The sequence below is a fragment of the Pseudomonas sp. BN417 genome, from assembly GCF_029871205.1.
In the GTDB taxonomy this organism is placed as follows: domain Bacteria; phylum Pseudomonadota; class Gammaproteobacteria; order Pseudomonadales; family Pseudomonadaceae; genus Metapseudomonas.
The window spans coordinates 246,050-270,158 of record NZ_SSOJ01000162.1; the positions used below are offsets into that span (position 1 = coordinate 246,050).

The following is a 24,109-nucleotide window of genomic DNA, read 5'->3' on the forward strand; positions in this document are numbered from 1 at the left end:
CACGCCTCTCGCGGCATCCATGCCGCTCGTCCCCCTGCGCAACGCTTCCGCTCGGCCTGCTGAAGGGGCGGAATCGCTGCCCCACCTCTTCTGCACAGGTTCAAGCACTGAGCAGGCAGCAGGATTGCCGCGTCCTGTCAGGCGCGAGTCACCCCTCTACCCCTGGGAGAGGGGCGGGGGTGAGGGATGTATCAGGCCGGTGCGGAGGCCTGAAAGAGCAGTACTAGACGCTTCTATTCGGTGCTTCAACAGCTAGCGCAGACATAGCCAATGAATTGAGGGAGTGCGCCCCTGCACCATTCGTCAGCAATCCCACCTGGCCACTGAAAGCGGTCAATCCTTGCCTATGTCGCCCGGATCCCGACAGGGAGGTCAGCATGGCCAAGCGCCCCACCCCAGCCAAACCCCGCAAGAAGACCACTGCCAAGCGGCTGGACGTTCGCCGCGACTCCATGGACTTCCGCGACCTCACCTATTCCGCCTCGCTGGCGCCGTTGCCGGATGAGCTCTACCCGGACTGGCAGTTGCTGCGCATTCTCGACCAGGGCGAGGAAGGCGCTTGCACCGGCTTCGGCCTGGCAGCGGCGATCAACTACCTGCGCAGCCGGCGCGGGCTGGCCGGCGAGGTCAGCCCGGCAATGCTTTTCGCCATGGCGCGCCGCTACGACCAGTGGCCCGGCGAGAACTACGACTTCAGCAGCGCCCGCGGCGCCATGAAGGGCTGGCACAAGCACGGGGTCTGCCTGGAGGGCAGCTGGCCGCTGGGGCGCAAGGTCGCGCTGACCCCGGATATCCAACAGGAGGCCCTGGATATTCCCCTGGGCGCCTATTTCCGGGTCTTCTCGCGGATCAATGACGTGCAGGCGGCGCTGCGCGATGTCGGTGTGCTCTTCGCCTCGGCCCGGACCCACGAGGGCTGGCGCGCGCCGCGGCGCGGGGTGATCGACTGGAAGCCGGATGCCCCGGATGTCGGCGGTGGGCACGCTTTCGCCATCGTCGGCTACACCTGTGACGGTTTCCTGGTGCAGAACTCCTGGGGGGCCGACTGGGGCGGCTATCGCCGCGACAAGCAGGCTCATGCCGGGGTGGCGTTGTGGAGCTACGCCGATTTCGAGGCCAACGTCTGGGACGTCTGGGTGGCGCAGCTGGGGGTCAGCGTCAACCACGGGGTCACCGATACCGCTACCCGCTACGTCTCCGACGGCGGCACCGCGCGCCTGGCGCTGATCGGCCCGCCGCAGGAGGCCATCTACCTGCACTACCTGCACATCGACAACGGCCAGTTCGACGGCCTGGGCCAATATGCCTCCGACCTGGCCCAGCTCGAGGCCATCATCGAGGAACTGCAACACAGCAGGCCCAGACACCTGCTGCTCTACGCCCATGGCGGATTGAACAGCGTCAATGGCTCGGCCATGCGCACCTTCAAGTGGCGGCCGGCGTTCCGTGACAACGGCGTGCACGAGCTGCATTTCATCTGGGAAACCGGCCTGCTCGCGGAGCTGGGCGACATTCTGCTGAGCAAGCTGCCCTTGGTGGGCGAGCGGGTCGGCTCGGTCAGTTCCTGGTGGGACAACCAGATGGAAAACCTGGTCCAGCCGGTGGGCTTCGCCCTCTGGCAGGAAATGAAGCTGGACGCCGAACGCGCCTTCCAGAAGAAGGCCGCCGGCATGCTGGTGCTGCAACGCCTGCTCGGCTGGCTGGCGGCCCAGGGGGCGCAGGCGCCCAAGGTCCACCTGGTGGGACACAGCGCCGGCTCCATCTGGCAAGCGCGGCTGCTGCAGGCCTGGCAGGGGCTGGGCGGGCCGGTTATCCACAACCTGGTGCTGTTCGCCCCGGCCTGCACCCTGGAGCTGTACCAGGCAACCTTCCTCAAGGCGCTGGGCCACGGCATCCGCCAGCAGACGGTGTTCGTGCTCTCGGACCAGGCCGAGCAGGAGGACAACGTCGCCGGCGCCTACCGCAAGTCGTTGCTCTACCTGGTTTCCAACGCCCTGGAAGACAAGCGCAGGCGAGTGCCGCTGCTGGGCATGCAGAAATTCCTGCCGCCCCAGCAGCCACCCGGCAGCACCCTTGTGGTGGCCGCCACCAGCAGCCCGGCCAGCCGCAGCACCTGCCACGGCGGTTTCGACAACGACCTGCAGACCATGGACAGCCTGCTCCAGCTGGTGCTGGGCAGTGGCAGCTTCCGTGGCTTCAAGGCGGAGGAGTTGAAGGGGTATTGAAGCGAGGACCTCGAAGGGGCGCAATGAAAAACGGGGCCATCTGGCCCCGTTTTCATTGCATCGGCTTACTCGCCAATGATGTCCCTGCGCAGTTTCACCGGGTCTTCCTTGCGGCCGCGGGCAATGCGCGCGCGGATGTTGAGCGCCTCCACGGCCAGGGAGAAGGCCATGGCGAAGTAGACGTAGCCCTTCGGCACGTGGACTTCGAAGGCTTCGGCGATCAGCACGGTGCCCACCACGACCAGGAAGGACAGCGCCAGCATCTTCAGGCTCGGGTGGCGGTCGATGAAGCTGCTGATGGTGCCGGCGGCCAGCATCATCACCAGCACGGCGACGACGATCGCGGCGACCATCACCGGCACGTTGGAGACCATGCCGACGGCAGTGATCACCGAGTCCAGGGAGAACACGATGTCGATGATGGCGATCTGGATGATGGTACCGACGAAGCCGCCGGCCATGCTCTTGGGCTCGCCTTCGGTTTCGTCCTCGCCTTCCAGGCCCTGGTACATCTCGGAGCTGCTCTTCCACAGCAGGAACAGGCCGCCGAAGAAGAGGATCAGGTCACGGCCGGAGATGCCCTGGCCGAACAGTTCGAACAGGTCGGTGGTAAGCCGCATGATCCAGGTGATGGACAGCAGCAGCAGGATGCGGGTGACCATCGCCAGCGCCAGTCCGAAGAACCGGGTGCGCGCCTGCAGGTGCGGCGGCATGCGCCCCACGAGGATGGCGATCATGATGATGTTGTCGATGCCGAGGACGATCTCCAGGGCGGTCAGGGTGAAGAAGGCGACCCAGATTTCCGGGCTGGTCAGCCATTCCATGATGCGTTGATCCTCGTGAGTTTCTTGGTCTAGGGGTGGGCACTAACAAGCCGGAAAGAGCTTACGCAGTTTCCGGCTTGTTCGGGGGTGTCATTCGGCGGCTGTCAGTGTGATCCGAAGAGCGGGAACACACCCAGCAGCAAGGCGGCGAGGAGGATACACAGACAAATCATCACCGCCCACTTCAATGTGAAGCGCTGGTGGTCGCCGAACTCCACCTTGGCCAGGCCCACGAGCAGGTAGGTCGAAGGTACCAGCGGGCTCAACAGGTGCACCGGCTGGCCTACGATAGAGGCCCGCGCCATCTCCACCGGGCTGATGCCGTAATGGCTCGCCGCTTCGGCCAGAACCGGTAACACCCCGTAATAAAAAGCGTCGTTGGACATGAAGAAGGTGAACGGCATGCTCACCACCGCAGTGATCACCGCCATGTAGGGGCCCATCGACGGCGGGATGACCGCCAGCAGGCTTTTTGACATGGCTTCCACCATCCCGGTGCCGGAGAGGATGCCGGTGAAGATGCCGGCGGCGAAGATCAGACCCACCACCGCCAGGACGTTGCCGGCATGGGCAGCGACCCGTTCCTTCTGCTGCTGCAGGCAGGGGTAGTTGATGATCATGGCCAGGCTGAAGGCGATCATGAACAGCACCGGCAGCGGCAGCAGGCCGGCAACCAGGGTCACCATCAGGGCGGCGGTCAGCGCGGCGTTCACCCACAGCAGCTTGGGACGGCGGGCTTCCGGGAACTGCGAAACGCTGATCTCGTCATGGTTGATCTGGTCGTCCGGCAGGTGCAGCACGCCGAGGCGCGCGCGCTCGCGCTTGCCATAGGCCCAGGCGAGGCCGAACAGGGCGATGGCGCCGGCGACCATGGCCGGGATCATCGGCACAAAGATATCCGACGGGTCCACGTGCAGCGCGCTGGCGGCGCGGGCGGTGGGGCCGCCCCAGGGGGTCATGTTCATGATGCCGCCGGCGAGGATGATCAGGCCGGCCATGATCAGCGGGCTCATGCCCAGGCGGCTGTACAGCGGCAGCAGGGCGGCGACGCAGATCATGTAGGTGGTGGCGCCGTCGCCATCCATGGAAACGATCAGGGCCAGGGCGGCCGTGCCCATGGAGACCTTCAGCGGGTCGCCCTTGACCAGCTTGAGGATCTTGCGCACGGCCGGGTCGAACAGGCCGGAGTCGATCATCAGGGCGAAGTAGAGGATGGCGAACATCAGCATCACACCGGTGGGGGCGAGCTTGCCGATGCCTTCGAGCATCATCGGGCCGATGCCCGCGGCGAAGCCGCCGATCAGGGCGAAGGCGATGGGGACGATGATCAGGGCGATCAGGGCGGACAGGCGCTTGGTCATGATCAGGTACATGAAGCAGATGACCATGGCGAAGCCGAGCAGAGTCAGCATGGCGGTTCTCCGGACGTGGTTCAGGCGGGACGGGGGCGGGTCAGCGCGTGGCCAAAGGCGTGCGGAGAGGTGGCGGAGGGGTGCCGGGACGGCAGCAGGAACGGAACATGGCGATCACCAATCTTGTTGTTGTCGGAATGCCGGTCTCTTGCCGGCAATGGGGCGGATGCTAAGCGCGCAACCTTTCAGCCAGCTTTCGGCGGTGATCGGAGCCGATTGCGTGGGGATTTATCGACGAACGGCGGCCGGGCCGCCTGGACGCCTCAGCTGGACACGGCGCGCATGACCAGCAGCAGGCTGCCGGCGGCGAGCAGGGTCTGCAGGGTGATGATGCCGGCCATCAGGTGGCTGTCGCCGCCCAGTTGGCGGGTCAGCACGTAGGCCGTGGGTGCGGTGGGCAGGGCGAAGAAGAGCACCAGGATGCTGCTTTCCATCGCCGGCAGGCCCAGCACGCGGGCCACCGCGAAGGCGAGGGTGGGCATGGCCAGGAGGCGCAGCGCGCAGTTCCAGGCCAGGGCCGGCACCTCGCCGGCGAGCTCCTGCGGACGCAACGCGGCGCCGACGCAGAGCAGGCCCAGCGGCAGGCTGGCCACGGCCAGCAGGTTGAGCAGGCGGTCGGTGCCGCCGGGCAGGCCAAATCCCGCCAGGTTGACCAGCGCGCCGGCCAGGCAGGCGAGGATCAGCGGGTTCTTCGCCACCGGCAGCAGCAGGCCGCGCAGGCTGACGCCGCGTTCGGCGGTCAATGCCCAGACCGACATCAGGTTCACAGTCGGCACCATCAGCGCCAGCATCAGCGCCGCCATGGCCAGGCCGTCCTTGCCATAGAGGCTGCCGATGGCGGCCAGGCCCAGGTAGGTGTTGAAGCGCAGGATGCCCTGGGTGATGGCGCCGAAGCGCGCCGCCGGCCAGCCCAGCAGGCGCCGGGCGAGCAGCAGGGCGGCCCAGCCGATGCCGAGGCCGAGGAATACCGCCAGCGCCAGTCGCGGCAGCGCCGGGTTGTCCAGCGGCGCGGTGGCCAGGCTGCTGAAGAGCAGGGCGGGGAACAGGATGAAGTAGTTGAGGCGTTCGGCGGCGGGCCAGAAGGCGTCGCCGGGGAATTCCCAGCGGCGCAGCAGGTAGCCGCCGACTATCAGGGCGAAGAGGGGCCAAAGGGCTTGGAGGAGGGTGATCACGGTGACATCCGGTCAGGCATGAGAGGGCAATCTTCGGCATCCCCGCCCCGATGCGCAACCGCCTGCTAGGGTGAAAGGCAGCCCCGCCCGCGGAGACCACCATGGCCGAACTGCACACTGGCGGCTGCCAATGCGGGCAGCTGCGTTACACCATCGAGGCGCCCCTGGATGACGTCGCCCATTGTCATTGTTCCATCTGCCGGCGTACCACCGGCGGCATCGTCACCACCTGGGCCACCGTACCCCTGGCGAGCTTCCGCTGGACCGCCGGCACCCCCGCCGAATACGCCTCGTCGAGCAACGCCGTGCGCTATTTCTGTCCCCGTTGCGGCAGCCAACTGGCGTTTTTCACCCAGCTTGCGCCGGACAGCCTGGATATCACCGTGGCGACTCTGGACCAGCCGGAGAATGCCCCAGCGGACCGGCATATCTGGGTGACGAGCAAGTTGCCCTGGCTGAGCCTGGACCCGCAGTTGCCGGAAGAGGATGAGGAGCAACTCTGAGCTGGGATCGATGGGTATCGCTTCGCTCGCGGAACGCCGCCCGACCCATCCTGCGGCTTACCTCCGAGCACATGGGTCTATTCGTAGGATGGGTGGAGCGAAGCGATACCCATCGGATTGCAGGTTGGGCTGAGCTCCGAGAGGCCCAACGGCCCGTGCGCAGGATCGTTGGGCTTCGCTTCGCTCTGCGCCAACCTACGGAAAGGACATTGCTCGCTTCACGGCAGGACCAGCCCGCCGGACTGCTTGTGCAGTTGGCGCAGGTGCGCACCGATCTGCTTGAGGTTGGCTTCCGTGGCGTTGAGTTCGGCCATGCGCTGCGGCTCCAGCAGGCCGCGCACTTCGCGGTCGAGGTCGTCGCTGAGCTTGCGCATGGTCTGCTGGCGGCTGCTGCTTTCGGCTTCGAGATTCTTCCATTCGGCGCTCTGCGGCAGGCCATAGCCGCCTTGCAGCATCTCCGCTGGGCGGCTGAGGAAGCCGCTGTTGGCGAGCATCTGTTCCAGGGTGCCGCCTGCCTTGGCGAAGCGGGTCTGTCCGGCCTGTTCACGGGAACTGAGGTAGTTGCGCTTGAGCTCGTCCTGGGCCAGCAGCAGCTGGCGGCGCTGGGCGGCCTGTTCCAGCAGGAGCAGGGCGGCGCTGGCGCGCAGGTCGGCCTGGGCGAACCAGGGGCGGCGCTGTTCGGCGGTCAGTTCCAGCCAGTCTTCCACCTCTTCCTGGGGCACCTTCAGGCGCTCGCGGATGACCTTGAACATGGCCTGGTAGCGGTCGCGGAAGGAATCGAAGCGGTAGCCCAGGCGCAAGGCTTCCTTGGGATCTTCCAGGGGTGCGCGGTCGGCCACGCCGCGGCCTTCGAGTAGCTTGAGCAGGCCGTTGGGCATGATGCTGTCGAGGTCGCGCAGGGCCGGGTGGTCGGTGCCGCTGCGCAGCAGCTTGAGGGTTTCCACCGCGCAGTTGTTGGAGAGGAACCAGTAGTCGCCGTCGTAGCTCCAGTGCAGCTCGGCGGCGTGCTCCACCAGGGCTTCGGTTTCCTCGCGGCTGAGCTTGAGGGGCACCGAGGCCAGGCTGCGCAGTTCCACCTTGGTGTACTCCTCGATCACCTGGTGCAGTGGCAGCACGAACAGCCGCGAGGGATAGGCGCCGGTGAGGCCGTCCCAGCTGGACAGCTGCACGTCGCCGACGAAGGCGCGGTAGGAGAGCACCAGGTGCTGGTCGAGGTCGAGACGGCAGTCCGGCCCGCGCGGGCGGCCCGGGGCACAGATCACCAGGCGCAGCATGCTGTGGCCCCAGCGGCTGACCCAGTTCTGGTTGGCCTCGGCGAACAGGTAATCCACTTCATAGACCCGCTCGGGGTCGAGCTTGCCCAGGGGCTGCTTGCCGAAATCGCGGCCGGCATTCAGGTAGGCGTAGCCGCTGGCGCAGTCGGCGCGATCCGCCGGGGCCCAGCCGAAGTGTTCGCGGTAATAGCGGTAGAGCGCCGGGCGGCGGCAGGCATAGGACGGATCGAGGAGGAAATACTCCATGTTCACCGCGACGAACTCGCGCGGATTCTTCAGTTCGTAGATGTCCGGGCTGCGCGCCACCTGGTGGTTTTCCGCTTCGCGCTGGCCGCGCCTACCGACGTACTGGGGCCAGCCGGCAAGGTCCAGCAGGCGCGGGTCGTCGCTGAAGGAGAAGCGGCGCCCGGTCTGGCCCCGGCAGTCTCCGGGGAGCCCGACCAGGCCATTGCTCCCGGCCTGGGCGCGGCAGCGGAACTGTCGCGTCCTGTCGGCGGAGGACCAGAGCCGGGCGCGGTCGTAGAGGTGGGTCAGCTCGTGGAGTACGGTGGCGATCATCTCGCGGCGCACCGTACCGTGGACGCGATTGGTCTTCTGCATGTCCGCACTGCCATCGGTGAGGCCGGGCAGCAGGCGCCGGTTGAGCACCAGGGCATCGAAGCGGGTGGCGCGGCCGTAGCCGTTTTCCGGCAGGACTTCGCTCCAGCTGACTTCCACTTCGCGATCCAGGCGCTCGGCGAAGGCCGGCGGCAGCGCGGCGCGGGCCTCATCCAGGAGTCGCTGGCTGGCCTGGCGCTGGGGCGGGGTGAGGCCCTCGGCGTCCAGTACCAGGCGCAAGTCGGCCTGGGCCGTGGCCGCAACCAGCAGGCCGCCCAGGCAGAGGAGGCGCAACAAGGTGTTCAGGGTTCGATTCTCGAAGGGTCAGAGGGCAAGGATGGTCTCGGCCAGGACCTGGTCGCTGGCTTCGCGGGCTTGGGGGAACTTCTCGCGCAGGGCGCCGAATGCGGTTTCCAGCTGGGCGCCACGGATCTCCCCGGCACTGGCGACGAAGCTGGCGGCGTCGTCGCGGGCGGCCATCACCACTTTCATGTCGCGGATCGAAGTGGTGGTGTCGGAGGTGAAGTCGAGGGTACGGTCCAGCGCACGAACGATGATGTTACTGGTAGCCACCAGGGTCTGGGCCTGGGCGGCGCCGGCAACGAGGAAAAGGGCGATGGCTGCGACAGACAGCGAGCGGCGCATGGAAGCTCTCCGTAAGAAGTATCTAAGGAATTGGACGGAAATCCCCGTCGGCGGTTCTCGGCCACGGGCGTAGGGCGCGAAGGTTAGCGGAAATGGGCTGGTGAGGGCCAGGCAGCACGGGGCGTGCAGCCGGGCGGGCCGCGCAGGGTGCGCGGCCCGGAGGGTGCCATTAGAGGGCGAGGATCGCCTGGGCCAGTTGCAGGTCGCTGGCGGCCAGTTGCGGCTGCAGGTTGCGGATGTGCTTGAACGCGGCTTCCAGTTGGGCTCCGCGGATGTCGCCGGCGCTGGCAACGAAGCTGGCGGCGTCGTCGCGGGCGGCGAGAACGATCTTGTCGTCATCGAACGAAGAAGTGACGTCCGAAGAGGCATCCGAGGTTGCCGCGACGGCGTTGACCACGGCATCGGTGGTAACCACGAAGCTGGTGGCCGAGGCGCTGGTGGCGAGCGTCAGCAGTGCTGCGGCGCTGAGCAGGCGAATAGAGGTCATGGGAGGCTCCTTTGACTGACCGGAGCGGCAGCGCGAGAAGCGCTGCCTGCTGGGGGGAAAGCCTAGTCAAAATGGGCCTTCCGGGCCAGTGCTGGCTCAACGCCAGAAAGGCTTTTCCAGCTCCTGGTAACGCTCGCTTGGACTGATGCCGACATCCGCCAGGGCGCGCCAATCCAGTTGCGCGAGCTGGCGCCGGGTGCGGGCATTGCGCTGCCACTGGGCGACCGCGGCGAACAGGCGCAGGTACCAGGCCGCGCGGGGCAGGCTGGACTGGAGTTGGGCGGGGGCAGTCAGGGTGCGGTCCATGGCGCTTTTCCTTCCCGCGGCGCGGCGGGGATTGGTTATGGAGGGCCATGATCCCGCGCTGACGCAATGCTGTGCAGTCACAGCGAGGTGGAATTGTGCTGTATCAGATTTGTTTTTTCTGAAACTGTATTGGTCTGATCTGGAGCAGCTGTGCCGAAGTAGATGATCCTGGCCGGGACTGGGCCACTGTAGGGTGCGCTGCGCGCACCAGAACTTCCGCGCAGCCTGCCTGGTGCGCACGGCGCACCCTACCGGAGAGCCGGGAATGCATATTTTGGGGGGCTGGAAACGACGAAACCCGTCGCTTGCGGCGACGGGTTCTGTCTGGGTGTTGCTTGCGGGCCGCGTGGCCCGGCGAACTGCTTAGCGCCAGAAGGGCTTGGTCAGTTCGGCTTCGCGCTGCGCTTCGCTGATGCCGGCGTCGGCCAGCAGGCGGTGGTCCAGCATGGCCAGTTGATGACGGCTGGCGATGCGACGCTGCCACAGCAGCAGGGTGGAAATGGTGCGCAGGGCCCACGAGGCTTTCGGGGATTGTTCGGCGCTTTCGAAGATCAGGTCGGAACTGAGGGTACGTTCCATGGCGGCAGGTCCTTCCCGCTTTTGACGGGGCTTGGTTATCAACTGGAGCCTATGATCCTCCTGGAACACTCGTGACTGTAGTCACAGTTGCTCTAAATTGTGTTGGTCTTTATTAGCATGCTTATCAACTGTTTTGCTGATATAGAGCGCAACTGTATGGGTGTCCCGTTGAATTGCTCGTGAATCAACGGGAAGCCACAGTTTTTCCTGTGCAAATGATAAACGGCAGGGCTTTTGAACGGTACAGTTCTGGATTTTCAGAAACTGTTTTTAGATTCGCTTGTCAGAATCAATGGTTACAAGCCCATAACTGTTTCGGTCAGTTGGTTCAGCTGGCGAGCATTGTTCCGGTTTCTTCCAGATTGACATGCCAGGCCATGGCTTCTCGCAGCAGGTGCGGGGTGTGGCCGCCCTTGGCGCAGGCCGCGCTGAAGTAGTTCTGTAACGCCTCGCGGTAATCCGGATGAACACAGTTGGCGATGATCGTCCGGGCGCGCTCGCGGGGCGCCAGGCCACGCAGATCGGCCAGGCCCTGCTCGGTGACCAGGATGTCGACGTCGTGCTCGGTATGGTCCACATGGCTGACCATGGGGACCACGCTGGAGATGGCGCCGCCCTTGGCGATGGACTTGGTGACGAAAATGGCCAGGTGGGCGTTGCGGGCGAAGTCGCCGGAACCGCCGATGCCGTTCATCATTTTCGTGCCGCCCACATGGGTGGAGTTGACGTTGCCGTAGATGTCGAACTCCAGCGCGGTGTTGATGCCGATGATGCCCAGGCGCCGCACCACCTCGGGATGGTTGGAGATCTCCTGCGGGCGCAGGACCAGCTTGTCCTTGTAGCGCTCCAGGTTGTCGAACACGTCGGCATTGCGACGGCCGGAGAGAGTGATGGAGCTGCCGGAGGCGAAGCTCAGCTTGCCGGCGTCGATCAGGTCGAAGGTGGAGTCCTGCAGCACTTCGGAATACATGCTCAGGTTCTCGAAGGGCGACTCGATCAGGCCGCACATCACGGCGTTGGCGATGCTGCCGATACCGGCCTGCAGCGGCGCCAGGTTGTTGCTCATGCGCCCTGCGTCCACCTCGCGCTTGAAGAAGTCGATCAGGTGGTCGGCGATGGCCTGGGTCTCGTGATCCGGCGGCAGCACGGTGGACAGGGAGTCCGGCTGCTCGGTGATGACGATGGCGGCGATCTTCTCCGGCGGGATCGGGATCGCCGTGCTGCCGATGCGGTCGTCCACCTTGACCAGCGGGATGGGGGTGCGGGTCGGCCGGTAGGTGGGGATGTAGATGTCGTGCAGGCCTTCCAGGTTGGGGTTGTGGGCCAGGTTGATCTCGACGATCACGCGCTTGGCGAAAATCGCGAAGCTGGCGGAGTTACCCACCGAGGTGGTCGGCACTATGTGGCCCTGCTCGGTAATGGCCACCGCCTCGATCACGGCGATGTCGGGGAGCTTGAGCTGGTGGTTGCGCAGCAGCTCGACGGTTTCCGACAGGTGCTGGTCGATGAACATCACCTCGCCCGCGTTGATCGCCTTGCGCAGGGTGCTGTCCACCTGGAAGGGCATGCGCCGGGCCAGCACACCGGCCTCGGTGAGCTGCTTGTCGAGGTCGTTGCCCAGGCTTGCGCCGGTCATCAGGCTGATCTGCAGTGGCTGCTCCCTGGCTCGCACGGCCAGGGCCTGGGGGACGGCCTTGGCTTCGCCGGCGCGGGTGAAACCGCTCATGCCGACGGTCATGCCGTCTTCGATCAGGGCAGCGGCCTCGGCCGCACTCATCACCTTGTCCAACAGGGAGGGCAGGCGCACGCGATCAGGGAACATGGATGAAACCTCGGACAACGGGTAGGAGCCGCGCAGTCTAGGGGCTGCGGGGGCATCCGACTTCTATACCAAGGTCGAAGAAATGGCTCTATTCAGGGCCTTTTGTCGGTTCCTGATCGGAAATTACCTGTAGGAGCGAATTCATTCGCGAATGCAGGCCGAAGGCCTGCCACAAGGCTTCAGGTGGGTCCGTTGCGGACCCCATCGCGAATGAATTCGCTCCCACGAAGAGCTGAGTCCCGGAAAACAAAAACCCCGGCACCAGGCCGGGGTTTTCGGTATCGCGGGGGCAGGGCTCAGTCGACAGCCTTGACCATGTCCTCGATTACCTTCTTGGCGTCGCCGAACACCATCATGGTCTTGTCCATGTAGAACAGTTCGTTGTCCAGGCCGGCGTAGCCGCTGGCCATGGAGCGCTTGTTGACGATGATGGTCTTGGCCTTGAAGGCTTCCAGGATCGGCATGCCGGCGATGGGCGACTTGGGATCGTTCTTCGCCGCCGGGTTGACCACGTCGTTGGCGCCGAGCACCAGCACCACGTCGGCCTGGCCGAACTCGGAGTTGATGTCTTCCATCTCGAACACCTGCTCGTAAGGCACTTCGGCCTCGGCCAGCAGGACGTTCATGTGGCCGGGCATACGACCCGCCACCGGGTGGATCGCGTACTTCACGTTGACACCGCGATGGCTCAGCTTCTCAGACAGTTCCATCAGCGCGTGCTGGGCACGGGCCACCGCCAGGCCGTAGCCGGGGACGATGATCACGCTGTCGGCGTTGGTCAGCAGGAAGGCGGCGTCGTCGGACGAACCGGACTTCACCGGGCGCTGTTCCGTGCTGCCAGCCGCTGCACCGGCGTCGGCTTCGGCGCCGAAACCACCGAGGATGACGTTGAAGAAGGAGCGGTTCATCGCCTTGCACATGATGTACGACAGGATCGCACCGGAGGAGCCCACCAGGGAGCCGGCGACGATCAGCATCGAGTTGTTCAGCGAGAAGCCGATACCGGCCGCCGCCCAGCCCGAGTAGCTGTTCAGCATGGACACCACCACCGGCATGTCCGCGCCACCGATCGGGATGATGATCAGCACGCCGATGACGAAGGCCAGGGCCACCAGCAGGGCGAAGGCGCCGATGTTGCCGGTGAGGGTGAAGTACAGGCCCAGGCCGATGATGGCCAGGCCGACCAGCAGGTTCAGCTTGTGCTGGCCGGCGAACTGCACCGGGGCACCCTGGAACAGGCGGAACTTGTACTTGCCGGACAGTTTGCCGAAGGCGATCACCGAACCGGAGAAGGTGACGGCACCGATGGCCGCACCGAGGAACAGCTCCAGGCGATTACCAGCCGGGATGGCGTCGCCCAGGGCGGCAACGATGCCCAGGGACTGCGGCTCGACCACGGCGGCGATGGCGATGAACACCGCGGCCAGACCGATCATGCTGTGCATGAAGGCCACCAGCTCCGGCATCTTGGTCATTTCGACGCGCTTGGCCATGATCGAACCGGCGGTGCCGCCGACCAGCAGGCCGACGATGACGTAGCCGATGCCCTGGGTGGCGAGGTCCGCGCCGAGCTTATAGATGAGGCCGACGGTGGTGACCACGGCAACGGCCATGCCGACCATGCCGAACAGGTTGCCGCGACGGGACGAAGTCGGGTGCGACAGGCCCTTGAGCGCCTGGATGAAGCAGATCGAGGCGACGAGGTAGAGAACAGTGATCAGGTTCATGCTCATGGTCAGTGTTTCTCCGCTGCCGCTTTCGGCGCTTTCTTCTTGAACATTTCCAGCATGCGGCGGGTGACGAGGAAGCCACCAAAGACGTTCACCGCGGCCAGGGCTACGGCCAGGGTGCCCATGGTCTTGCCCAGCGGGGTGACGGTGAGGGCGGCGGCCAGCATGGCGCCGACGATCACGATGGCCGAGATGGCGTTGGTCACCGCCATCAGCGGGGTGTGCAGGGCCGGGGTGACGTTCCACACCACGTGGTAGCCGACGTAGATGGCCAGCACGAAGATGATCAGGTTGTAGATGCCGTCGGAAATCAGGTCCATGGTCTCTATCCTTATGCGTTCACTTTTTGCGGAGCAGCGGTCGCGGCGGGAGCACCGTTGCTACGCACGACGTTGCCGTCGCGGCACATCAGGCATGCGGCGACGATGTCGTCTTCGAGGTTGATGGTGAGCTGGCCGTCCTTGTCGATGATCAGCTTGAGGAAATCCAGCAGGTTGCGCGCATAGAGGGCGGAAGCGTCTGCCGGCACCATGGCCGCCAAGTTGCTGTGGCCGACGATGGTTACACCATGCTTGATCACCACCTGCTCGGCTTCGGTCAGCGGGCAGTTGCCGCCTTGCGCCGCGGCCAGGTCGATGATCACCGAGCCCGGCTTCATTTCGGCAACGGTGGCCTCATGCAGCAGGGTCGGTGCCTTGCGGCCCGGGATCAGTGCGGTAGTGATGACGATGTCGGACTGCTTGGCGCGCTCGTGCACGGCCTTGGCCTGGCGTTCCATCCAGGAGGCAGGCATCGGGCGGGCGTAGCCGCCGACGCCCTGGGCGCATTCGCGTTCTTCATCGGTCTCGAAGGGCACGTCGACGAACTTGGCGCCGAGGGATTCGATCTGCTCTTTCACGGCAGGACGCACATCAGAGGCCTCGATCACGGCACCCAGGCGCTTAGCCGTGGCGATGGCCTGCAGGCCGGCGACGCCGGCGCCGAGGATCAGCACGCGGGCGGCCTTCACGGTTCCGGCGGCGGTCATCAGCATCGGCATGAAGCGCGGGTAGTGGTTGGCCGCCAGCATCACCGCCTTGTAGCCGGCGATGTTGGCCTGGGAGGACAGCACGTCGAGGCTCTGGGCGCGGGAGGTGCGCGGCGCCGCTTCGAGGGCGAAGGCGGTGACGCCGCGGGCGTTCATGCGCGCGATGGTCTCGTTGTTGAAGGGGTTGAGCATGCCGACCAGTACGGCACCGGCGCGCATGTGCGCCAGCTCGCCCTCGGTCGGGGCAACCACTTTCAGCACCAGGTCGGCGCCGAAGGCAGCAGCGTCGTTGCCGATGGTGGCGCCAACGGCCTCATAGGCACTGTCCGGGATGCTGGCGCTGACGCCGGCCCCGCTTTGCACCGTCACCTGGTGGCCTTGGCTCACCAGCTTCTTGATGGTTTCGGGCGTCGCGGCAACCCGCGTCTCGCCAGCTTGGCTTTCGAGAGGAACACCGATGTGCACTTCAAATCTCCTGCGTGATCGATCTGGTGAACCAGTGCACTACGGGTGGTGCTCTGGTAGGGCGAGTCCGCCTTTCAACAGCCTGGTACCGCACCACCTGAACCTGGGGGCGCGGCATTCTGCAGTCGGAACCGCGAATGCTTCAAGAAGTTCTGAAGCTGAACGCGATGATAACTACAAGTCACGTTTCGACCACTAAGCTCCGCTTTCCGTTTGAACCCCCGCCATCACTGGTGTGGGGCCCTTTAGCCGGTCCAACCGGAGCTGTGCCGCATCCCGACGCTGAATGCCTTTCCATCAGAGCAACGCCGGTACGAGCTTGCAGCCCGAGACATCCTGCCGTTAATGGCTGGAGCACTGTTAATCAGACTTTTTAATAGTTGCCATAAGGCTGCGGAAAATGGGCGTTCTGTAGCTTTTGAAAATGCCTGACTACAGGGTCAGGATTTGTTTTTGGCCGGGTTTATCAAGCAAGCGTAGCCCAGCAGCGCCGCGGGCTGCGCCAGATTGTCGCGGATGCGGAGTCCCATCGTCGGTTGGTGCGGGCCACGCTGGCCTGAGCGAAGCTCAACGAGAGGCGTGCAGGATTTCCAGCGCCGGCCGGGTCGAGCTACGGAGAGGGCGCGGCGCTACGGGGAATCACACCAGCAGCCCCAGGGTCTTGGCGCGCATCACCGCCTGGGTGCGGCGCTTGACGCCGAGCTTGCTGTTGATCTTCTTGGTGTGGGTTTTCACCGTGTTGACCGAGATGAACAGGTAGGTGCCGATCTCCTGGTTGGAGAAGCCCTCCGCCAGCAACTGCAGCACGGCGCGTTCGCGCTGGCTGAGCAGGCTGGTGTGGTCGCTCTCGACCTGGACCGCGCTGTCGTTGCGCGGGTGGTCTCGCAGCAGGCATTGCATGCCCAGGCGCTCGGCATGCTCCAGGGCCTGGCGTTCGAGTTGCCCTGCGTCGGCGCGGCCCTGGGCGCGCCAGGTGGCGGCCAGGGCCAGGCGCACCTCGCAGCCCAATGGCACGAACTGCAGGGCCTGGCAGCGCTCCAGCAGAGCCTGCAGCGTGGCTTCGGCCTGTTCGGCGCAGCCGGCCTCGAGCTGCGCCCGCGCCAGCAGCAGTTGATTGCGTGAGGGCAGGGTGGGGTAGTCCAGCGGCGCCATCCAGGCCCGCTCGCCGATGAAGTAGCGCTGGATGCGCAGGGCCACCGGCTCGATGCGTTCCCAGCGCCCCTGACGGGCCAGCACGCGCATGCCCTGCAGGTTCAGCACGCCGCTGTAGGCGTAGCGCCAGACCTGGCGGCAATGCATCTGCCGCTCGGCTTCGCGCAGCTCCTGGAAGGCCTGGTCGAAATTGCCGCGGCGGGCGTGCAGTTCGGCCAGGCCGAGAAAGCCGTGCAGGGCGAAGGGGTCGGCGCAGCCCTGGGCCTGTTCCAGCCCTGCCTGCAGCGCACGCTCGGCGTCTTCCAGGCGGTCGGCGATCAGGTGCAGTTCGGCCTGGATCAGGTGCAGGCGACCGAGCAGCAGGCTGTCCACCAGTTTGCGCTGGCCGATCAGGGCGAAACTCTGTTCCAACAGGGTCTGGGCCCTGCCGAACTCGCCACGCAGCAGGAGCAGGCGGATGCGGTCGAGGTTGATCAGCACCTCGAACAGCAGGCTACCCTGGCGGCGGGCGATCTCCAGGGCCTTGTGCAGGTGTGGTGGCGCCTGCTCGGGGGCGCCGCTGGCCATAGCCACCCGGGCCAGGCTGGAGCAACAGAACAGGATGGGCATCCAGTCGTGCTCGGGCAGTTGCTCCAGGGCCTCGCGGCAATGCTGTTCGGCCGTGGTCGCGGACTGGCCGCGCAGCGCCGTGAGCACTCCGTGCAGCGCCTGCCAGTTGGCCAGCAGCTTGCGGTTGCGCTGGGCGCTGGGCTGCGGCAGGAAGTGGCTGAGCTTGTCGATGCAGGCCTCGGCCTCGTCCAGGCGCCAGGAGATGAGCAGGCCCCAGGCGTTCAGGCTGAGCAGGCGCGGGGTGCTTTCCAGCAGGGGGGCAGGCAGGCGAGTGCGCCAGGCCAGCAGATGGGCCAGGTGCTGTTCGCCGGTCAACCACTCCTGGCCCAGGCGCTCCAGGTAATTGGCCGCCGCTTCCTGCTGGCCGGCGCACAGGGCTTGTTCGATGGCGTCTTCCACCTGGCCGGCGGCGATGAACATGCGGCAGGCACTGAGGTGCAGGTGGGTGGCGGCGGCTTCGCTGATGCGGTGGCGCAGCGCCCGCGCCACGGCGGGCAGCACCCGGTACCAGGTGCCGTGCTCGTCCAGCGGCATGCAGAAGGCCTGGCGAGCCAGCAGGCGCTCGAACAGTTCGGCGCCGTCGCTGTCTTCCCAGAGGTGCTGGCAGAGGCTGGCGGAGACCTTCGGCAGGTGCGCCAGGGCGAACAGGCAATTGGCTTCTTCCGGGCTCAGGCGATTGAGCAGTTCGTGGTCGAGGTATTCCTTCAGCCAGCAATGGCTGCCGCCGGCGGTGGCCGGTGCCTTGCCGGAGAGGTGCAGGCGCACGCCGGCGCACCAGCCCGCGGTTTCCTGCCAGAGTTCTTCGCGCAGGGCGGCGCCGGTCTGCGGCGCCAACAGGTCCACCAGTTGCTCGTGTTGCCGGCGGTCGAAGGACAGCTGGGTGGCGTCCAGTTCCAGCAGCTCGCCGGCGAGCAGCAGGCGGGGGAGGTTCCAGGCCGGGCGCTGGCGCACGCTGACCAGCAAGCGCAGTTCGGGCAGGGCGCGGGCGAGGAACTGGTCGATGCAGTCGTCCAGGCCCGGCGACGGCTGGCCGGGGTAGTCGTCCAGGACCAGCCAGACCCGCTCGCCGCGATGTCCCAGCAGCTGCTGCATGGCCTGGGCCGCAGGTAAGGGCGGGATGTCCTGCTGCAGCTCGCAGGCGAGTTGGGCGACCAGTTGTTCGGGCGTCAGCGGCTGGCCGGCGAGGGTGAGCCAGATGACCAGGCCCAACTCGGTTTGGGCGCGGAGGAACTCATTGAGCAGCACGCTCTTGCCGAAACCGGCCGGCGCGCAGAGCAGGCGCAGGCGCGCGTCCTGGGCCGCGAGGCGTTCGACCAGCAATGGGCGGGGGACGTGGGCCGGCGGAAGGCGCGGCAGGCGCGACGGAAGGGCGGGCGGAGTCTGGCCAGGGCGTGGCATGGGGCGGTTCTCGCGGAGTTGTAGTTATGGATGAACCGGACGTCCGCAGACTAGATGGCCCCATGGCGGGCTTGAAGCAGCATGGACGGCGCTGATGGCGCGCCATAAGGAGGAGGGAAACGGAGGGAGCGGCGCCCTGCATGCAGGGCGCCTGGTGGAATCAGCGGATGCCGGCGTTGCGCAGGGCCGCGGGGGTGTAGTCGGCGCCGGTGGCGGCGAAGCCGAACTCGATGCCGTGCTTCTCTTCGTTTTTCAGGCCGAGGGCGATATAGCGCCCTGCGATGATGTCGTAGAGGGCCTCCACCGAATAGGTGCTGACCTGCCGCTGGTAGTGATAGCTGGCATGGCCTTCACCGACGCGCCAGAGCTGGCCGCGGCCGTCGTAGTGGTCGGCGTAGGCGATCTGCCAGCTGTCTTCGTCGATGAAGTAGTGGCGCTTGGCGTAGATGTGTCGCTCGTTGGGTTTGAGGGTGGCGACCACTTCCCAGACGCGGTGCAGTTCGTAGCGGGTCAGGTCCTGGTTGAGGTGGCCCGGCTGGATGATCTCCTTGTACTTGAGCTGCGGCGATTCCAGCTTGTAGCTGTTGTAGGGGATGTACATCTCCTTCTTGCCGACCAGCTTCCAGTCGTAGCGGTCCGGGGCGCCGGAGAACATGTCGAAGTTGTCGGCGGTACGCATGCCGTCGGCGGCGGTGCCGGGACCGTCATAGGCGACCTGGGGCGCGCGGCGCACGCGGCGTTGACCGGCGTTGTAGAGCCAGGCCAGGCGCGGTTCCTTGACCTGGTCGATGGTCTCGTGGACCAGCAGCACGTTACCCGCCAGGCGTGAGGGCGCCAGAACCCGCTGTTTGAAGTAGAGCAGCACGTTGGCCGACTTTTCCTTGTCCAGCTCGCGCATGTCGGCCGGGAAGGCGACTTCGTCCTCGAACTGCACCGGGGTGAAGGAGCCGCCGGTCTGCGGCGTGGCCTGGACCACCAGGCGCCGGGCGTTGCCGCCGCGGTAACGGGTGATGTGGTTCCACAGGACCTGGGCGCCGTCCTTGGGAATCGGGAAGGCATAGTAGTGGCTCTCGGCGAAGTTCGACAGGCCGTTGCCGCCGTCCACGGGCTGGGTATTGAGCGCGCTCTGCCTGGCCGCGTCATAGATGGCCTGGGGCGCGGCGGCAGTGCGGTGGCTGGGGTAGACCGGGATCTTGTAGGTGCTGGCGTAGCGCTTGAACATCGCCATCTGCCCGGGCGAGAGCTTGTCCTTGTACTGTTCGGCGTTGGCTGCGGTGATGGTGAACAGCGGCTGTTCGCTGGCGAAGGGGTTGCCGAGGAAGCCGTTGGAATCGACCACGGCGGCGTTGGTTGGCAGGCCACCGGTCCAGGCCGGGATACTGCCATCGGCGTTGCCGAGCTTCTCCGCCCCCAGCGGGGTGAGGCTGGCGCCGAGCTGCGCGGCCTCGTCCTGGGAGACGGCGGCCATGACGTTGGCGGCCAGCAGGCTGAGGGCCAGCACGCCGCTTTGCAGGATTCTTCTCTTGGTCATTCTTTGAGTCCTTGCTGTCAGAAGTTGAGGCCAAAGCTGAGGGCGACGAAGTCGCGGTCAGTGGTCGTGTTGTAGTGGCCGCCGAAGAAGTCGGTGTAGCTGAGGCTGGCGGTGTAGGTGTTCTGGTAGTCGGCATTGAGGCCGAGGCTGATGGCCTTGGAGCCTTCGTTGAAGTTCGGGCCGTAGCCGTCCACGTCGTGGGACCAGGCGACGCTCGGGGTCAGGTTGATCCCGGCGATGACGTTGCTGTAGTCCAGGCTGGCGCGGGCGCGGTAGCCCCAGGAGCTGCTGGTGTAGAAGCCCTTGTCGTTGCACTCGCGTTGCTGCGGGCTTGCGGCGGTGAGCGCCAGACAGATGGCCTGGGAGGACAGCTGGCCAGGGCCGTAGATGGGGTCGCGGCCGAAGCGCAATTCGCCGATGTCGTCATCCAGGCCGCCGATGTGGTTGTAGCCCACCTCGGCCACCAGGGTCAGGCGGCTGGCGCCCATCACCTGGTCGATGAACTGGGTGGCGGTGACCTGGGCCTGGGTGACCGGTTTGCGCTCGTAGCCGTGCAGATCTGCGCCGGAGCGGTTGAGCGCGTGGCCGCTTTCGAAGACCGGCGAGTTCGGTACGCCGAGCGCGGCGAAGGACAGGTCGGTACTGTTGATCTGAAGCGGCATGTTCGGCCGGAAGCTGACCTCGCCCGCCAGGGAGGTGCCTTCGACGTTGGTCTGGAAGCTCAGGCCATAGAGGCGGATGTCCTCCGGGTATTCGATGAAGTAGCGCGCGCCGGGGGCGCCGGGAATGATCGCCGCGCTCGGGGTGGTGGTGCGGATGGTGCTGAATACGGGGCCGCGGCTGTGGTAGTTCATCGCGTAGGCGCCGAACTCGGTATCGTTCAGCTCCGTCACGAACCAGCGCAGGGCCACGCCGAACTGGCCGCTGTCGCGGGCGTCGCGGTCACCGGCGCGGGGAATGAAGAGGGTGCCGCCGGTGTTGGTGGACACGCCGGGCGGCAAGTCCGGGCCGGCGACCACCAGGCGGTCGACGCAGCCATCGGCCACCACGTCCGAGGTCGAGAAGAAGGTGCCGCAGTTGTCGACCACCGTCTGGTCCCATTCCAGCTGGTAGAAGGCCTCGGCCGAGAGGTTATCGGTCAGGCTCTGGGACAGGTAGATCATGTTCACCGGGATCAGGCCTTCCTTGATCTCGGCGCCGGGACGGCGGAAGGCGGACACGTCGATCGGGTTGATCGAGTTGATGCTGTTGCCGATGAAAGTGCTCTCACCCCAGCTCACCACCTGCTTGCCGACGCGGAAGCTGCCCGGCAGGTCCCCCAGGTTGTAGTTGTGGTAGAGGAAGGCATCGAGCAGCTGCGCGCCGGAGGCCTTGGCGCCTTCCTTGCGATTGTGGTCGTCGATGTCATAGAAGAGCCGGTGCTCGTCCTTCAGCTCGAAGTCGTACCAGTACTTGCCGCGCAGGAACACGCCGGTGTCGCCGTACTTCAGCTCGAGGTCATGGATGCCCTTGAAGATCTTCGAGAAGGTCTCGCCCTTCTTGAAGTTCAGCCGGCCATCGTCGGAGGTCCGCGACAGCGCCTCGCCACCGCTGGCGGTGGAGATGAATTCCGGGTCGGCCGAGCGCACGGCCCAACTGGCGCCGATCGAGAGGGAGGAGTCGAACTGCGCTTCGATCTCGCCGATGTTGAACGTGACGGCATAGGCCTGGGCGCTGCAACCCAGGGCGACGGCGGCGGCCAGCGTGTGCGGCCGGAAGATTCCGCGCATTGTTCTTGTTGTCATGCGGCTCTCCAGAGCGGGTCTTTGGAGGCCCCATGCTAATCAGCCGTAATCCCTGCCATAACTGCCTGAACGGGCGATTTCGCCTATCACCCGAGTGGGTGAGCAGACAGCGCGAAACGACCTTTGCGAGCGCCAGGCGCAGCGCTCTGGGAGTGGTCGCCGGTGGCCTCTGCTACCTGGGGTTACAGCGGCCTGCGAAGTGGGGATCACTCCAGGCCGGCTTCCATCCGGTAGTCGCGCGCAGCGTCGACCAGCCAGTTGCGGAAGGCGCCAAGGGCGGCGGATTCCAACTTGCGCTCGGGGATGATCAGGTAATAGGCCTTGTCGCTGCGGAAGCTGTGGGGATGGGCGATGACCAGGCGGCCGTCGGCCAGTTCGCGCTGGATCAGGAAGGGCGGGACGAGCGCCACGCCCATCTCGTGCATGGCGGCCTGCGCCAGCATGGAGAAGAGTTCGTAGCGCGGGCCGCTGAGGTCGCGCGCCACATTCATGCCAAGGGAATTGAACCACTGGCGCCAGGCATAGGGGCGGGTAGTCTGCTGAAGCAGGGGCAGCCGGGCGATGGCCTCGGCGTCCAGGCTACTGCGCTCGCCCAGCAGCGCTGGGCTGCACACCGGCACCGGATTCTCATGCATCAGGAAGTCCGCGCGGGTGCCGGACCATTCCGCGTCGCCAAAGTAGAGGGCGGCATCGAAATCGGTATCGGCGAAGAGGAAGGGCCGGGTGCGGTTGGTCAGGTTCACCGTGACTTCCGGGTGCAGGCGCTGGAAGTCCTTCAGCCTGGGCACCAGCCACTGGGTCCCGAATGTGGGGACTATGGCCAGCTCCACCGTCATGGCGCCCTGCTGGCCCATCACCGCCAAGGTGTCGCGCTCCACTGCGTCGAGCTGAGCGGCGATGCGCCGGGAGTAGGCGAGGCCCGCTTCCGTCAGTTTCACTCCGCGCCGCGAACGGCGGAACAGCTCCAGGCCGAGGAACTCCTCCAGCCCGGCGATCTGCCGGCAGATGGCGCTCTGGGTCAGCGCCAGTTCCTCGGCTGCCTTGGTGAAGCTCTGGTGGCGGGCGGCCGACTCGAAGGCGACCAGGGCGGCTGTGCTGGGAATCTTTCGGCGCATGCTGTACCTCGACTTCACAATTCGACGCTGTAAACAGGGCTTGCTGGCAGTACGGAATGAGAAATTAGCACAACAGCATGCGAAATCCTCGTTTGTGCGATCCGGCCTAGGCTGTCTAGGATGGCTGCATACGAACGAGGCCCGAGTCGTATTCCGGCTCCCGCTCCCTCCACCCAATCCATCGAGGAACCCGCCCATGGCTGCCAAAGCAAGCTTCAACTGGATCGACCCGCTGCTGCTGGACCAGCAACTCACCGAAGAAGAGCGCATGGTGCGTGACAGCGCCGAGCAGTTCGCCGCCGACAAGCTGGCCCCGCGCGTCCTCGAAGCCTTCCGCCATGAACAGACCGACCCGGCGATCTTCCGCGAGATGGGCGAGACCGGCCTGCTCGGCGCCACCATCCCCGCCGAGTACGGCGGCAGCGGCCTGAACTACGTGTGCTACGGCCTGATCGCCCGTGAAGTCGAGCGCGTCGATTCCGGCTACCGCTCGATGATGAGCGTGCAGTCCTCCCTGGTGATGGTGCCGATCTACGAGTTCGGCAACGAAGCCACCAGGCAGAAGTACCTGCCCAAGCTGGCCAGCGGCGAATACATTGGCTGCTTTGGCCTGACCGAGCCGAACCACGGTTCCGACCCGGGCTCGATGATCACCCGCGCGAAGAAGGTCGACGGCGGCTACCGCCTGACCGGCAACAAGATGTGGATCACCAACAGCCCGATCGCCGATGTCTTCGTGGTCTGGGCCAAGGATGACGCCGGCGAGATCCGCGGCTTCGTCCTCGAGAAGGGCTGGCAGGGCCTCTCCGCCCCGGCGATCCACGGCAAGGTCGGCCTGCGCGCCTCCATCACCGGCGAGATCGTGATGGACAACGTCTTCGTCCCGGAAGAGAACGCCTTCCCCGAGGTGCGCGGCCTGCGTGGCCCGTTCACCTGCCTGAACTCCGCCCGCTACGGCATCTCCTGGGGTGCCCTGGGTGCCGCCGAAGCCTGCTGGCACACCGCGCGCCAGTACGTGCTGGACCGCAACCAGTTCGGCCGACCGCTGGCCGCCAACCAGCTGATCCAGAAGAAGCTGGCCGACATGCAGACCGAGATCACCCTGGCCCTGCAAGGCTGCCTGCGCCTGGGCCGGATGAAGGACGAAGGCACCGCCGCGGTAGAGATCACCTCCATCATGAAGCGCAACTCCTGCGGCAAGGCTCTGGATATCGCGCGCATGGCCCGCGACATGCTGGGCGGCAACGGCATCTCCGACGAGTTCGGCGTGGCCCGCCACCTGGTCAACCTGGAAGTGGTGAACACCTACGAGGGGACCCACGACGTCCACGCGCTGATCCTCGGTCGCGCGCAGACCGGCATCCAGGCGTTCTTCTGATCCCCCGCCCGGGCCTTCTCCTCTTCTATATAGAGAGGGGGCGGCCCGGACTCACTTTTCCATCCCAGGTGATC

Annotated in this window: 19 protein-coding genes; 3 read left to right on the top strand and 16 right to left on the bottom strand. The window is 65.8% G+C overall.

The window, feature by feature from the left end:
- Nucleotides 1–377 precede the first annotated feature (377 nt).
- Nucleotides 378–2,225 carry a C1 family peptidase gene (locus E8F11_RS28030; protein WP_280292178.1) on the top strand — a complete coding sequence of 616 codons (1,848 nt, stop codon included), beginning with the start codon at nt 378–380 and terminating at the stop codon, nt 2,223–2,225.
- 65 nt (nt 2,226–2,290) lie between these two features.
- On the opposite strand, the gene E8F11_RS28035 is transcribed toward E8F11_RS28030, so the two are convergent.
- The 3 genes from E8F11_RS28035 to E8F11_RS28045 form a co-directional block, all read right to left on the bottom strand.
- Entirely contained in the window at nt 2,291–3,049 is a 759-nt protein-coding gene (locus E8F11_RS28035; RefSeq protein ID WP_280292179.1) for a TerC family protein, read from the bottom strand.
- 104 nt (nt 3,050–3,153) lie between these two features.
- Nucleotides 3,154–4,461: a CitMHS family transporter gene (locus tag E8F11_RS28040; protein ID WP_280292180.1), complete on the bottom strand. Its 1,308-nt coding sequence runs from the start codon at nt 4,459–4,461 to the stop codon at nt 3,154–3,156.
- Nucleotides 4,462–4,724: 263 nt separating this feature from the next.
- The gene (locus E8F11_RS28045) at nt 4,725–5,633 is read right to left on the bottom strand and encodes an AEC family transporter (RefSeq protein ID WP_280292181.1); all 909 of its coding nucleotides are present in this window, start codon (nt 5,631–5,633) and stop codon (nt 4,725–4,727) included.
- Between the two features lie 101 nt (nt 5,634–5,734).
- Here E8F11_RS28045 and E8F11_RS28050 point away from each other — a divergent pair, with 101 nt between their 5' ends.
- Nucleotides 5,735–6,136 carry a GFA family protein gene (locus E8F11_RS28050; RefSeq protein ID WP_280292182.1) on the top strand — a complete coding sequence of 134 codons (402 nt, stop codon included), beginning with the start codon at nt 5,735–5,737 and terminating at the stop codon, nt 6,134–6,136.
- Between the two features lie 218 nt (nt 6,137–6,354).
- Here E8F11_RS28050 and E8F11_RS28055 read toward each other — a convergent pair whose 3' ends face one another.
- The 13 genes from E8F11_RS28055 to E8F11_RS28115 all read right to left on the bottom strand — a co-directional run bounded on the left by E8F11_RS28055 (nt 6,355) and on the right by E8F11_RS28115 (nt 22,657).
- Entirely contained in the window at nt 6,355–8,301 is a 1,947-nt protein-coding gene (locus E8F11_RS28055; protein WP_280292183.1) for a DUF4105 domain-containing protein, read from the bottom strand.
- 30 nt (nt 8,302–8,331) lie between these two features.
- Nucleotides 8,332–8,652, bottom strand: a complete 321-nt coding sequence (locus tag E8F11_RS28060) for a DUF2388 domain-containing protein (protein ID WP_280292184.1) — start codon at nt 8,650–8,652, stop codon at nt 8,332–8,334.
- 169 nt (nt 8,653–8,821) lie between these two features.
- On the bottom strand, nt 8,822–9,139 hold the full coding sequence (locus E8F11_RS28065; protein ID WP_280292185.1) for a DUF2388 domain-containing protein: 318 nt from the start codon (nt 9,137–9,139) through the stop codon (nt 8,822–8,824).
- 96 nt (nt 9,140–9,235) lie between these two features.
- A complete protein-coding gene (locus tag E8F11_RS28070; RefSeq protein WP_280292186.1) occupies nt 9,236–9,445 on the bottom strand; it encodes a DUF1127 domain-containing protein in 210 nt (69 codons plus the stop codon).
- Between the two features lie 363 nt (nt 9,446–9,808).
- Nucleotides 9,809–10,024 carry a DUF1127 domain-containing protein gene (locus E8F11_RS28075; RefSeq protein ID WP_280292187.1) on the bottom strand — a complete coding sequence of 72 codons (216 nt, stop codon included), beginning with the start codon at nt 10,022–10,024 and terminating at the stop codon, nt 9,809–9,811.
- A gap of 328 nt (nt 10,025–10,352) precedes the next feature.
- Nucleotides 10,353–11,846, bottom strand: a complete 1,494-nt coding sequence (locus E8F11_RS28080; protein ID WP_280292188.1) for an acetyl-CoA hydrolase/transferase family protein — start codon at nt 11,844–11,846, stop codon at nt 10,353–10,355.
- A gap of 296 nt (nt 11,847–12,142) precedes the next feature.
- Nucleotides 12,143–13,579, bottom strand: coding sequence for an NAD(P)(+) transhydrogenase (Re/Si-specific) subunit beta (locus E8F11_RS28085; RefSeq protein WP_280292189.1), 1,437 nt, complete (start codon nt 13,577–13,579; stop codon nt 12,143–12,145).
- Between the two features lie 2 nt (nt 13,580–13,581).
- Entirely contained in the window at nt 13,582–13,896 is a 315-nt protein-coding gene (locus E8F11_RS28090; protein ID WP_003458205.1) for an NAD(P) transhydrogenase subunit alpha, read from the bottom strand.
- 11 nt (nt 13,897–13,907) lie between these two features.
- Nucleotides 13,908–15,068, bottom strand: a complete 1,161-nt coding sequence (locus E8F11_RS28095; RefSeq protein ID WP_280292190.1) for a Re/Si-specific NAD(P)(+) transhydrogenase subunit alpha — start codon at nt 15,066–15,068, stop codon at nt 13,908–13,910.
- A 639-nt stretch (nt 15,069–15,707) separates the two neighbouring features.
- Nucleotides 15,708–18,227: a LuxR C-terminal-related transcriptional regulator gene (locus E8F11_RS28100; protein WP_280292191.1), complete on the bottom strand. Its 2,520-nt coding sequence runs from the start codon at nt 18,225–18,227 to the stop codon at nt 15,708–15,710.
- A gap of 160 nt (nt 18,228–18,387) precedes the next feature.
- Entirely contained in the window at nt 18,388–19,758 is a 1,371-nt protein-coding gene (locus E8F11_RS28105) for a DUF1329 domain-containing protein (protein WP_280292192.1), read from the bottom strand.
- A 17-nt stretch (nt 19,759–19,775) separates the two neighbouring features.
- Nucleotides 19,776–21,542 (bottom strand): DUF1302 domain-containing protein, encoded by a 1,767-nt coding sequence (locus tag E8F11_RS28110; protein ID WP_280292193.1) that lies wholly within the window; start codon nt 21,540–21,542, stop codon nt 19,776–19,778.
- A gap of 206 nt (nt 21,543–21,748) precedes the next feature.
- Nucleotides 21,749–22,657, bottom strand: a complete 909-nt coding sequence (locus tag E8F11_RS28115; protein WP_280292194.1) for a LysR family transcriptional regulator — start codon at nt 22,655–22,657, stop codon at nt 21,749–21,751.
- Nucleotides 22,658–22,853: 196 nt separating this feature from the next.
- On the opposite strand from E8F11_RS28115, the gene E8F11_RS28120 reads away from it, so the two are divergent.
- Nucleotides 22,854–24,035 (top strand): acyl-CoA dehydrogenase, encoded by a 1,182-nt coding sequence (locus E8F11_RS28120; RefSeq protein WP_280292195.1) that lies wholly within the window; start codon nt 22,854–22,856, stop codon nt 24,033–24,035.
- The last annotated feature ends 74 nt before the right edge of the window (nt 24,036–24,109 follow it).